This is a genomic window from Alteromonas sp. ABD4_190 (assembly GCF_056160105.1).
In genome coordinates this window covers 2,335,654-2,347,694 of record NZ_JBSWWN010000001.1, presented here as the reverse complement: position 1 = coordinate 2,347,694, position 12,041 = coordinate 2,335,654, and the positions used below count along the sequence as shown (strand labels likewise).

The 12,041-nt window shown below is 44.0% G+C and carries 11 protein-coding genes; 5 read left to right on the top strand and 6 right to left on the bottom strand.

Going from position 1 to position 12,041, the window contains the following annotated elements:
• Positions 1-38: 38 nt before the first annotated feature.
• Positions 39-602: a CBS domain-containing protein gene (locus ACXAFM_RS10370; RefSeq protein ID WP_474829219.1), complete on the bottom strand. Its 564-nt coding sequence runs from the start codon at positions 600-602 to the stop codon at positions 39-41.
• Between the two features lie 44 nt (positions 603-646).
• On the bottom strand, positions 647-880 hold the full coding sequence (locus tag ACXAFM_RS10365; RefSeq protein WP_474834447.1) for a hypothetical protein: 234 nt from the start codon (positions 878-880) through the stop codon (positions 647-649).
• A gap of 460 nt (positions 881-1,340) precedes the next feature.
• Here ACXAFM_RS10365 and ACXAFM_RS10360 point away from each other — a divergent pair, with 460 nt between their 5' ends.
• Together ACXAFM_RS10360 and ACXAFM_RS10355 are read left to right on the top strand one after the other, a co-directional pair.
• On the top strand, positions 1,341-1,868 hold the full coding sequence (locus ACXAFM_RS10360; RefSeq protein ID WP_474834445.1) for a cytochrome b: 528 nt from the start codon (positions 1,341-1,343) through the stop codon (positions 1,866-1,868).
• Between the two features lie 22 nt (positions 1,869-1,890).
• Positions 1,891-2,457, top strand: coding sequence for a YceI family protein (locus tag ACXAFM_RS10355; RefSeq protein ID WP_474803851.1), 567 nt, complete (start codon positions 1,891-1,893; stop codon positions 2,455-2,457).
• Between the two features lie 76 nt (positions 2,458-2,533).
• Here the strand turns inward: ACXAFM_RS10355 and ACXAFM_RS10350 are convergent, their stop codons facing one another.
• Together ACXAFM_RS10350 and ACXAFM_RS10345 are read right to left on the bottom strand one after the other, a co-directional pair.
• Positions 2,534-3,826: an NAD(P)/FAD-dependent oxidoreductase gene (locus ACXAFM_RS10350; RefSeq protein WP_474834443.1), complete on the bottom strand. Its 1,293-nt coding sequence runs from the start codon at positions 3,824-3,826 to the stop codon at positions 2,534-2,536.
• A gap of 185 nt (positions 3,827-4,011) precedes the next feature.
• Positions 4,012-6,084: a TonB-dependent receptor gene (locus ACXAFM_RS10345; protein ID WP_474834441.1), complete on the bottom strand. Its 2,073-nt coding sequence runs from the start codon at positions 6,082-6,084 to the stop codon at positions 4,012-4,014.
• A 316-nt stretch (positions 6,085-6,400) separates the two neighbouring features.
• On the opposite strand from ACXAFM_RS10345, the gene ACXAFM_RS10340 reads away from it, so the two are divergent.
• On the top strand, positions 6,401-6,844 hold the full coding sequence (locus tag ACXAFM_RS10340) for a DUF2721 domain-containing protein (protein ID WP_118491429.1): 444 nt from the start codon (positions 6,401-6,403) through the stop codon (positions 6,842-6,844).
• Positions 6,845-7,126: 282 nt separating this feature from the next.
• Positions 7,127-8,011, top strand: a complete 885-nt coding sequence (locus ACXAFM_RS10335; protein ID WP_474834439.1) for a LysR family transcriptional regulator — start codon at positions 7,127-7,129, stop codon at positions 8,009-8,011.
• Between the two features lie 99 nt (positions 8,012-8,110).
• Here the strand turns inward: ACXAFM_RS10335 and ACXAFM_RS10330 are convergent, their stop codons facing one another.
• The gene (locus ACXAFM_RS10330) at positions 8,111-9,469 is read right to left on the bottom strand and encodes an OmpP1/FadL family transporter (protein ID WP_474834438.1); all 1,359 of its coding nucleotides are present in this window, start codon (positions 9,467-9,469) and stop codon (positions 8,111-8,113) included.
• Positions 9,470-9,853: 384 nt separating this feature from the next.
• On the opposite strand from ACXAFM_RS10330, the gene ACXAFM_RS10325 reads away from it, so the two are divergent.
• A complete protein-coding gene (locus ACXAFM_RS10325; protein ID WP_474834436.1) occupies positions 9,854-10,852 on the top strand; it encodes an NADP-dependent oxidoreductase in 999 nt (332 codons plus the stop codon).
• A 47-nt stretch (positions 10,853-10,899) separates the two neighbouring features.
• On the opposite strand, the gene ACXAFM_RS10320 is transcribed toward ACXAFM_RS10325, so the two are convergent.
• A complete protein-coding gene (locus ACXAFM_RS10320; RefSeq protein WP_474834434.1) occupies positions 10,900-11,970 on the bottom strand; it encodes a GGDEF domain-containing protein in 1,071 nt (356 codons plus the stop codon).
• Positions 11,971-12,041: the final 71 nt, after the last annotated feature.

Sequence of the window (12,041 nt, the reverse complement as noted above, 5' to 3'; positions counted from 1 at the left end):
GCAGTAAAAGTATGGTCCAAAACTTATAAAATGGAAGTTTAAGCCGCTAATATAGTGATGAGCTCGGCGAACGTAGGCTTACCTTGTATATCAAGGGGCAAGCGCAACTCTCTCGCAATATCACTAACGCTAATTACACCACGAATTTCATGGCTGTCTCTGTCCATGACAAGGCAATGGTGCTGCCCGTAGTCTTTGAGTGTTTCTATCACGTCGCCCACTGATGAACGTACTAGCTCACTGAAATCGAACGACATGAGCGAGGTTTTAGGACGCATGAAATCATGAACAGTGAGCTCTTCTCGCTTAATCTTGAGCTCGCTTACACGCTGAATGATTTGCTGTTCACCTACATCATGGCTGGTCACAATACCAACGAAACGGTTCTCACTGTTTACCACCAGCATCATACGAACATGAGACTGACGCATGATCGACTCTACTTTCGTCGCTGGCGTTCGAGCATCAATAACGTGTGGTAAGTGCTGCTTAAAGTCAGTGAAGACCGCCATAGCAGATGATTTTACAGTAATGGTGTTTTCAACAACCGGCCATGCCAATGTATCGATAGCTTCGGTTTTATATAGATTTAAGGCGTGCATACCTTTCTCCTAATCAAAAATAAAAAATTCAGTTTTTTTAATGATTAAGTGAAAGAAGGTGGCCCTCGAATGATGTTAGCGCGCTGCCTAGTAAGGGCTTTTGCATCAATCGTTTTACCCGCCGAAAACCGGTATTTTTCCAAGCCGCTGGTGATGTCGACAAACGAAATGCCATCATCAATGTCGTCGTCAGATACTTCAAAAGCGGAGCTTTCCCATTCGCTAATGAGGGTTGAGAGCGTACTTGCACTGTTCGACTGCCCCGCAATATTTTGCACACTTCTTCCCTCTCCCAATACTGAGACGGATACTAGTGATGAAAATAACGCTGGCAGAATAACGGCCAACAAAACGTACGAAACGCGCAAAGCGTACAACCTCTACTGAACTAAACAACATTGAAGCAAAGCAGCCACTTTTGTTACTGCCTATTTAAACTATAAGAGTATTTAGCGCGTTTAATAGAGGTGTTTAGCGCATTTTATCGGCCATTAAACGACGCGTCTTCGAAAACTAACCGTGTCGCGACTCAGGTTTGGTGGGTTGTTTGCTGTACATTCGTTCTAAAAACAAGAACGAACACTCCCATTAAATGTGATGTTTAACCAACGTAATTAGAAATACACTAGATTCAACTGATCCATGAGGTGTTTTTTCAGCGGTCATCTAGCGTTTGAGATAACGCATTAACTGAAGCTCTAAACAACCTGATTGCAAGTAAGTAATAACGGAAGTGATATGAAACCAAGATGGTCCAGACCTATAGTTATTTTGCATTGGATATCTGCCATTGCCATTGTCGGCATGTTTGCTTCAGGGCTGTGGATGGTCGACCTCACATATTACAGCGACTGGTATAAGACGGCACCGCATTGGCACAAGAGTGTTGGTTTAATTTTGCTTGCCATCACTGTTATTCGCTTAGTCACGCGCGTTGTTACTTCACGGCCGCCGTCACATGGCACCCCGTTAGAAAAAAGGTTAAGTCGCATAGGTCATGGGCTTCTGTACACCTTAATTATCGCGCTATTCGCGAGCGGCTATTTAATTTCAACGGCCGATGGAAGAAGCATCGACGTATTTAATTGGTTTTCTGTACCTGCAATGGGCGAATTCTTTGAAAATCAAGAAGACATTGCAGGAGAGGCCCATTTTTATATTGCGTGGTCAGTGATTGTATTGGCGATCATTCACGCGCTGGCTGCGCTGAAACACCACTTTATTAGTAACGATGACACACTGAAGCAGATGTTACGGCTTCGATGATATTGAGGAAAAAGGAGAAATGATGAAGAAGTTAACACTTGCCTTGGCCGCTGCGCTGTCTTTAAGCACCGCTAACGCCGCAGATTATGTGATTGATAGCAAAGGCGCCCACGCGTCTATCAACTTTAAAATTCAACACTTGGGCTACTCGTGGCTTACTGGTCGCTTCAACGATTTTAAAGGTACTTTTAGTTACGACGACGCAGCACCTAGTACAGCAAAAATTATGGTGACTATCGATACCGACAGTATCGACTCAAACCACGCAGAGCGTGACAAGCACCTTAAGAGCGACGATTTCTTAAACGTTGACGACTTTCCAGAGGCGAAGTTTGTCAGCACAAAAATTGTCGATAAAGGCAATGGCATGATGGATGTAATGGGTGACTTCACGCTTCATGGTGTGACAAAGCCTATTACAATTGAAGCCAAAAAGATTGGCGAAGGCAAAGACCCATGGGGCGGATATCGTGCAGGCTTTATGGGCACAACGACGATTGCACTTAAAGATTATGGCATCGACTATGATTTAGGCCCAGCATCGCAAACGGTAGAATTAGAGCTTCACGTTGAAGGCGTGAAACAATAGCTATTTACATTTAGTCCCAGCGAACTAAATTTATGATTTAAGAAAGCCCCAAACATGGGGCTTTTTTTATATGTGGTTAGTGAAGCTTCAGCTTAGGGCTGATGGCCTGACTTAACTTCTTCACAAGGAGCTTAAGAGCGCCTTTAATTTTTCCGTGTACTGCAAACTGGTGCATATTATACAAAGAAACGTAAACCAACTTAGCTAGACGCCCTTCTATAAACATACTGCTGTTTGACAGTGAGCCCATTAAGCTTCCAACAGTGCTGTATTTACTTAAGTGAACCAAGGATCCATAGTCCTTGTAAGTAAAATCTTTCGTGTCTTTTTGAGTAAATAACGACGTTATATTATGCGCAACAATATTCGCCATTTGGTGGGCAGACTGCGCTCGAGGCGGCACCCACTTCCCATTTTCCTGCTGGAAACCACAGCAATCGCCTAACACCCAAATATTCTTATGAGATGAACTGCGAAGCTGCTTATCAACAAGGATCTGGTTCGCTCTATTTGTTTCAAAAAGCTCAAGCTTTGTTATGAAATCTGGCGCTTTCACGCCTGCAGCCCACACCATTAAATCAGCATCAATGCGCCCACCGTCTTTGGTGATCAGCCCTTTGGCATCGGCTTCAGCCACCATGGTCTGCTCTTTAATATCTACACCCAGCTTATGCAGCGCTTTTCTTGCAGAGTTTGCTATACGCTCAGGTAGCGCAGGCAATATACGATCTCCGGCTTCTACTATAGTAATTTTAAGACGAGAAGCTGACATGTCTGGCATTCCGTAAGCCTTGGACAAATTCGCCACATGGTGCAGTTGAGCGGCAAGTTCAGTACCGGTTGCTCCCGCCCCTACTATGGCGACATCAATTTTAGCGTCTTTATCTTCTTGCTGGTTGATGCGGATTAGCTGATTAAGAAGCGCTCTGTGAAAGCGTTCAGCTTGCTTTAACGAGTCGAGAAAGTAGCAGTGCTCAGCAACGCCAGGTGTGCCAAAGTCGTTACTCACGCTGCCAACCGCCAGCACTAACTGGTCATAATGAATCTCGCGTTCAGGCAAAACCTGTGTCCCTTCTTCATCGATTAAAGGCGACAAGGTTATGGTTTGAGCTTGCGCGTTAAGCGAGCACATTTCACCTAATTGAAAGCGGTAGTGGTGAGCTGCAGCGTGGATGGCGTAGTCCACACCGTCTGAATGCTTATCAATTACACCGGCGGCCACTTCGTGTAATAGCGGCTTCCAGATATGGGTTCGACTGCGGTCGACGAGGGTGATTTCGGCTTGTTTCTTTCTCCCGAGGGTGCGGCTTAAGCGACTGGCTAATTCAAGACCACCAGCACCGCCACCAACAATTACTATTTTTTGCATGGGTATACCTATTAACAATCATTCCACGTATGTCGCCTGACCTTTCCAAGCGCTATACATGGCATGACTGAAACCCATGCTGATGCCTACAGACTACGCCTGAAGCTTGTGGGGTACAAGCGGATCACGGCAATAGTCTGTATTTTCACGATTAATAATTATCTATTACAGCTGTTTATTTAAACCTATAACGCAAACGATGCCGTTATCATGTAGTTCCTAGGGCGCCCAGGAAAATAGCGCGGCCCAGTGAAACTGGTAAAATCAGCGCGCTCAGCGTAGTCCGTATCAAGTAGATTGTTTACCCGCGCATACAGCGAAATATCATCGCTCACACGGTAACGAACGCGAGCATGCACTAAATCATGCCCTTCGTACTCGTTTAGGTTTTCAGCGTCGGTAAAATAGCGTCCAACATGCTGCCACTCTAGCTGCGCTTGTACTTTGCTCGACACATCAAAGCTTAAGCGAGTGTTAAACTGAAGCTTGGGCGCAGTGTCGATATCATTGCCTTTAATGTCTTGTTCACCTGAGAGCTGACTGTGCTCGTAGGTATGCCTTGCGTATGTACCAGCAAAATCTAAGCGCAGTATATCGCTTAACGGTTGGTCAAAAGTAAGCTCTACGCCTCTATGCCAGGTTTCGCCGTTGCTTACGTTGAAAAAGTCGCTGTCGCGGTAAATCACATTATCTTTTTGTAGGCTGTAAAGGCTTAGCGTATAGCTGCCGTCAAATAGCGTACCTGTAACGCCCACTTCGAGATTATCGGCCGATACCGAGTCAAGATCAGTAACAGTCTGCGCACGCTGTAAACGATACAGCTCGGTAGCCTGAGGGGCGCGATACCCTCTTGCAACACCCCCAAACAATTGAGTTTGCTCATTTATTTGGTAACGAATTGAGAGTTTGGGGCTGAAGTTATCAAAATTATTTTCACTGTCTTCAGGCCTGGAATATCTACAGCCGCCAAACCCACATTCTGTGCCATCTTCACGTACACGACCTACGTTCATATTGTTGGTGTAGTCGTATTTCATGGACTCAAAACGCCCGCCAGCAGAAATAGCCCAACGCTCAGTTTGCCAGTTAAAAGTAAAGAACGGCGCAAATAGCGTGGCATCTACATCATAATCATAGTGCTTTCCTACAGGTATGGTTTCAACCAAAAAGGCAGACCCTTCTGTGACGCTGTCTTGTGACTGGGTTAATTCACCTTCTGTATATTCTACGTCTAATCCTATATCTGCATTTAGGCTGTCATTAATGACATAATTGAACTGAGACAGCACACCCACGCCTTTTTGAGCATTCGTTTCAAGGGGTTTGCCAGGTAAAAAATGCATTCGGAAACGCATGTCCTGGTTGCGTACGTAAGGTGTAATCGACAGTGCATGGCCGCCGCTAAAGTTAGTATCGAACTTGCTCCATAGCCTAAAACTTTCTGCTTTTCGAAACGCTTCGGGGTTTGGGTTGCTTTTGGCTATTTGTCTATTTTTGTAGCTTTCAAACCCTTCGATGTAGCCGGCAGTTTCTTGGTCCAAATGGGTATAGGTAAGGCCGCTCGTGATAACCGTGTTATCCCACTCTAGCCTGTGGCGAAGAGAGACTTTCTCTTGGTCAACGCCTTCTTCATCCCTGTAACCGGTGTCGCGAGTTACGCTAGCTGCAATACCTACACCGCTACTACCGAAGTCTTTCCCTTCTTTAAGCTTAATGCGATGAAAGCCATAGGAGCCATAATCAGCGCTTAGCAAGCCGTCGCCTTGCGTGGTATCTGGCGTGATTACGTTAATAACGCCGTGAATGGCATTAGACCCATAAAGCGCTGAAGCAGGGCCTTTTATTACGTCAATACGCTCAGCAAGCTCGCCATGGGCTTCAAACAATTCATTTATATTGCAAAAGCCTGCTGCTCGAAGCGGAATACCGTCTTCCGCTGCTAAAATACCACCGCATGCTCCTGCACCGGTTAATACGGGTGAACGAAGGGCTGGTAGATACTCTTGTCCGTTACCACGCTGCACACCTGCCCCCGCTATATAGTTTAGCGACTCTTGAATATGCTGAAATGAAAGCAGTGAAAGCGTTTCTGCTGAGATAGACGATACAGCGTAGCCAGATGCGTTCACACTGCCCTGTATACGAGAAGACGTAGTTTCTATCCTTTCTATTTCATCGGGTACTTGGGCGATAGCGGCAGAAGACAATAGTGCCGTAGTTAGCAATGAAAAAAGTGGAAAGCTTGGGGCAAAGCGCATTATCTATCCTTGTGATAAGAGGTGTTTTTTTAGTAAATAGGGCTAGTGTATCGTTAATTAGTGAATGAATGGGTTAAAAACCGATAAACTATTGCAATGTTCAGATAACTAAGCCAATTATGTGATTAAACCCTTGGCGTAAACTTTGCTTTGAACATGGCTAATAACGCTATCAAAGTAATGAGTAGTTACCTTACTCACTAACTACACACGGCGATAAACTCTGCACATTAAGTAGGCGGTGCGTTGTCAAAAAGTTAAGCGATTAGTTAAACACTGTTGCACTAAACAAAAACCATGTTCGCTGGAGGAATCATTGGACACACTTATTCCGAGCCTTTCACAGCTTATCGAATTCGCTGTAGCCCCCGTATTTTTACTTACCGGTATTGCGGGGTTCCTAAACGTTATGTCGTCCCGGTTGGGGCGAATATCAGATAGGGTCAGAGTAGCAGAAAGACAAATTCATACCTTGTCAGATCCACATATTGTCGACCGCTCTAAAAAAGAAATAAAAGTACTGTGGCGCAGGGTGAAAGTCATCAACTGGGCGATTGGACTTTGTGTCGCTTCGGGGCTAATGGTTTGTACGGTAATTATGGCGCTGTTTTCCGGGTCACTCTGGGTGGTCGATTTGAAAACGCCGATTATAGTGCTATTCATATTGGCCATGATGTTTCTTATCAGTGCGCTTATTGTGTTTTTGGTTGAAGTCAAGCTTGCCACCAATACCATAAACTTAGTTAGAACTATTCGATAATTTCTTTCTTTTAACGCCAAACTCACCAGTACTGTGTTTGCAATAATTAGCCTCATAACTAAGACGACCAGAGAGTTTACAACTCTCTGGTCGTCTTAGTTCATTCCTACGCAAGGCTTTAATTTATTTTAAAAGCATTTTTTGTGTAAGAATTGAGTAAAGGGCCCAACGAAAAACGCTCATCAACATCTAACTGAGGTAAAATTCACCCAATAAAGTCGTTGATTTGCTACAAATGTAGGCTCACAAGATTTCGGCCAATAGAAAGGATTTAACTGCGCCATGAATACCAAATTACTTCGCTCTCTTCAGGTTTTTGTTGCGGTAACAGACAGCGGTAGCATGAGTGTTGCAGCCCGCGAGCTACACATGACTGTTTCTGCAATTAGCCAACAGCTACGAAAGCTTGAACATGATATAGGGCTTAGTCTTTTTAACCGAAATACGCGAAGCTTAAGCCTGACTGAAGCCGGACGCATATACTACGACACCAGCAAGCAAATGCTGCAAACCGCAGAACTAGCGCAACAGAAAATTGAAAGCCTTCAAGACAACCCTACTGGGAACATTAACATTATAGCCCCTGAAGGATTTGGTGGAGGTTTACTCAGTGAACCGTTAAAGAAGCTGTGTGAAGAATTCCCCAAAATTACGATATCTTTAACGGTAACTGATGAACCGAAAGATATTATTGCATCAAGTGCAGACCTGGTACTTTGCTTCGCCCCAGTTTCAGACACTAACTTTAGTAGTTTGAAGCTTGCTACATGGAAACGGATTTTATGCGTGTCCAATAAGCACCCGCTAGCTAGCATAAGCTTGTCCTCACCAGAAGAGTTGAATGGTCATGCTTACATTGTGCACAGGCATATTGAAGACTATGTGATGAAGCATGACAGCAAAGGGGAGTTTGAACTGGACTCGCAGCGTATTGATGTAAACTCAATGCAGACGCTAATAAAGCTTACTCAAGATAATCTGGGCTACGCCGTATTGCCTGAGCCAGAGGTAAGACACTTACTTAAATCAGGTGAAATGAAGCAGCTTTTCACAGAATGGGAATTGCCTGACTACACTGTTTATGCGGTTACTCCGAAACAAGATCTTATGCCGGCCAAAATTAGCGCTGCCATTACTTGCCTGCAAGATTTATTTGCGCAGATCTAATTACTGACTAGTGGCAAATTTGCCTAAAAAGTATTTGCTCTTAAACGAAAAAGGCAGCGTAACAACGCTGCCTTTTTATTGCACTTATCTTCTTCGTTTTTAGAAGCGAGTGTTCATTTGAACACTTAGAATGTGCGCTGTAGCTGACTGAGTCCCCGTGAAGTTAGTGGTGAAGTCAGTGCCAGGAAGAACGTTACTTAAAATAGTTCTGTCTTTATCAATGTTCGCCTCGCGGCCATCGATAAATACATAAGCTAAATCAATTGATGTATCTTCGCTCATCGTGTAAGTCATACCACCAGAGAACCAGTGACGGTCAGTGTCTGGAATACTTAGTGAGCGGTTCTCTACCGAAACCACACCATCATCATATGCATAACCAGCACGAAGAGTAATTTCGTCATTTAAGATGTAGGTAACACCAACAGCCGCACGCCATGAGTCATCAAAGTTCTCTTCTTTAATTAAGAAGTCAACACCGTCTTCTAGATTAGCTTCAAGCTTCTCAAACGTGCTCCAGTCGGTAAACGTCAAGCTTGCTTGTACAGACCATTGGTTATCTATTTTTTGATCAACCGCTAGTTCGGTAATAGCGGCAAGATTCAAATCTAGGCTACCTGGCTGGTTAAGATTAATAGGAAACACAGGTGTCTCTGAAGAAACTGCGCCTTCTAGCTCTAGTTTCGTTTCCGCGCGATATGAAAGCGCGATATTCGTCATGTCAGTTGGCTGCCAGAAAACACCTGCATTCCAACCGAAACCTATGTCATCACCTTCCATGCTAAACAATGAGTTACCAGGAGTAAGGGTCGGTAAAGTGATGCCTAAAGCTTCAGCTGTTGGAGCTAGACCCGCAACTGTGCCTGCTAGCGTGTTCGAAACTCCAGAGCCAATTTCAGCTTCTGCGTACGTGATGTTAACACCAAAACCAACCATAAGTTGCTTGTTCACTTTATAGGAAACCGCAGGGTTAACCGTTACGGTTTTAACTTCTGCTGTATCAGCGAAGTGAAGGGCACCGAAATCATCTGAGTAATCAGAGCGAAGACCATAAGTAGTGAATACACCAACACCAGCAGATAGCTCATCGTTGATAGGTGAAACATAGAAGAATCCAGGTACGATAGCAGTGTCAGCAATATTGTCCTCTGCCGCAGGCATTGGCTGTCCAACCGGGCCTTCGCCTAATGCAAAGCTAACATCACCATCGATGTCGACATTAGGATCAATAAAGCTTGCTGATGCACTAAACTCAGCTTCTTTAAATACACCAATTGCTGCAGGGTTGGTTGCAAGAATAGAGGCATTCTCTGGCTTTGCCGCTTGACCGGCCATCGCGCGACCTAGACCGTTTGCACTGTGTTCATTAACTTGGAAACCAGCTGCCAGCGCAGAAGAAGAGGCTAAGGTAGCAAGCGCTAAGCAAACTGAGGCACGTAAAGAAAACTGTTGCTTCATAAAATACTCATTGTAATAGGGGAAAATTGCAGCGGGCATTTTACGGATATGAGTAGTTTTGTTCAATGCAAGTAAACGCTATTTACGCACTTTTATCGCATTTTTTACAATTATAGCAACAACTTCGACGCATTTATAAGCAACATTGATAATACATAGTTAAATAAAGATCACTACATTGTTAACAGATGTTTGGAAAACCATCACCAATAACTATTGGAACTGTTCACATCTTTCACTCACATTTATAGATTCTATGCTAAAAGGTTGCATTTATACCAACAAGCCCCACCCTATTTTCATAGTTGCGGGGTGATCTCAACCAACCAAAATGCGTTTCAACATTGAGCACACCACCCCTTTTAACGAGTACAGGAGGATACAATGCCAACATATAAAGCTATTACTTTGGTAAAGCGCCCCGACGATAGAAAAATCGGTTCGCATTTATTTGAAACAAAAGAACTTGAAATACCCACACCAAAAGATGGTCAAATTCTAATTAAGCAAACTCACATGTCTTTAGACCCTGCCATGTTAGGTTGGATGAGCGAAGACAGGGAAAGCTATATTCCTCCTGTAGAACTTGGTGATGTTATGCGCTCTAGCGGTGTGGGCGAAGTAGTTGAGTCTAATAATCCAGGCTTTTCAGTAGGCGACAAAGTTATGGGCATGACTGGCTGGAGTGAATATGTATTAAGTGATGGCTCAGGCTTTAATAAGCTTCAGCAAGGTGTTGCTGAAGAAATGGCACTGTGTGTATTTGCGCTGCCTGGGTTAACCGCCACCACAGGCCTTTATAACTTTGGCGAACCAAAGGAAGGTGAAACCCTTATTGTAACAGGTGCAGCGGGTTCTGTAGGGTCTATAGTGGGTCAACTGGCAAAAGCTGATGGACTGCGTGTAATCGGCGTTGTAGGTAGTGACGACAAAGCCGACTGGATTGTTAATGAACTGGGTTTTGACGGCGCAATCAATTACAAAACTGACGACTTAGAGAAAAAACTGGCTGAGCTTACGCCAGACAAGATTGACGTATTCTTTGAAAATACGGGTGGCCCTATTCAACAGCACATATTCAACAGAATGAATGCCCATGGTCGTATTGTCGTGTGCGGGATGATTGCCGACTATCAGTCGGACAACCCTGCTCCGGGCCCAAATTGGATCCCGCTAATCAAAAAGCGGATTAATATTCGTGGGTTTGCGATGCCAGACCACTGGGGTGAAATTCCACAACTTTTACAGAAGCTTACTCCATACGTACAGCAAGGTAAGATAAAGTACCGCGCGCATACCATTGAAGGTTTAGATAACGCCGAAAAAGGCTTAAATATGCTGTTTGAAGGTAAAAACACCGGAAAAATGATAGTGAAGCTGTAATTTTTAAATTTAAGAGTACAGTCTAAATCAAAAGCACAGCGTTAATATCAGCACTGTGCTTCTGTTACCACATACTGTGCTTTTCCTTTTTCTTTAGCTTCATAAAGTACTTTGTCGGCTTCATCGATAAGCCAATCAATGGAAGTGTCGCCAACTGAACTGGCGTAAGCAACACCAATTGAACAACTCATAAACGGGTGCTTTGCTCCCTCGGCATGTTTTAATTCAGCCTGCTTCCATTTATCCAATAGTGCTTGTGCGTGCTTTTCAACCTGTTCTTTGCTGATATCGCTTAAAACAACAATGAATTCTTCGCCACCGTAGCGGCCCAAAATATCAGTTTCGCGCTTAAGCACCTCTTTCATAATACGTGCCTGCACTTTTATTGCTTCATCGCCCTGTTGGTGACCAAAACTGTCGTTGTATTTTTTAAAGTCATCTAAATCGAGCATTAATACCGCCATAGAGACATTATGACGCTTACTCAAGGCCAACAGTTTTTCACTTTGATCTCGCAGGGCACGCCGGTTAAGTAAGTCCGTCAACGGGTCGAACTTGCTAAGTTTTAATAATCGGTCGTTAGTTTCTTTAAGCTTGCGCACACTGCGATCTAATCTGTACTTCGCATAGACACATATAAACAGCGAACCTGTTACAAACGCAGCTGAGATTAACACCCTGTCACCGTAAACCGGTGCTAACCACATCAGCCCTAAAAACCCAAAGATATTGATAACATTAGCTGCTATCGCTAATTTGAATGGGATACCCAAGGCAAATACGCAGAAGAACGCATATAAAATGGTGCCTTCGTAAGGAAAAATAAAATTGTGCTCTTCCCAACATACCCAAATCAGCCAATAATTGCTGTAGGAAAGGGCTACAAGCAAACCTGCAAAAATATACGCTCTATACCGTATAAAATCACGCCAAAAAGAGAGTACAACGACGGCGATTACAATAGGAAATTGAAGCAGTAGACGGTCGAAGATATAGAGCTCGAACATACTACTAGGAATTAACACCAAGTCGGCAGCCATGAACAAAAGCACCAGAACTGCGCCTATGATAAGAGCGATTCTAAGCCTGCGAAGTTCACTGGGTCTGTTGTTGTGCACGCATCACCTTGATAAGAATATATCCATTAAAGTTTTCCAACATAGCCAATCATGACAATTGCCACCGGCTA

Coding starts and splice junctions, on each gene's coding strand:
- ACXAFM_RS10370 (WP_474829219.1), bottom strand. CDS start 602: ATGCACGCCTTAAATCTATATAAAACCGAAGCTATCGATACATTGGCA.
- ACXAFM_RS10360 (WP_474834445.1), top strand. CDS start 1,341: ATGAAACCAAGATGGTCCAGACCTATAGTTATTTTGCATTGGATATCT.
- ACXAFM_RS10355 (WP_474803851.1), top strand. CDS start 1,891: ATGAAGAAGTTAACACTTGCCTTGGCCGCTGCGCTGTCTTTAAGCACC.
- ACXAFM_RS10350 (WP_474834443.1), bottom strand. CDS start 3,826: ATGCAAAAAATAGTAATTGTTGGTGGCGGTGCTGGTGGTCTTGAATTA.
- ACXAFM_RS10345 (WP_474834441.1), bottom strand. CDS start 6,084: ATGCGCTTTGCCCCAAGCTTTCCACTTTTTTCATTGCTAACTACGGCA.
- ACXAFM_RS10335 (WP_474834439.1), top strand. CDS start 7,127: ATGAATACCAAATTACTTCGCTCTCTTCAGGTTTTTGTTGCGGTAACA.
- ACXAFM_RS10330 (WP_474834438.1), bottom strand. CDS start 9,469: ATGAAGCAACAGTTTTCTTTACGTGCCTCAGTTTGCTTAGCGCTTGCT.
- ACXAFM_RS10325 (WP_474834436.1), top strand. CDS start 9,854: ATGCCAACATATAAAGCTATTACTTTGGTAAAGCGCCCCGACGATAGA.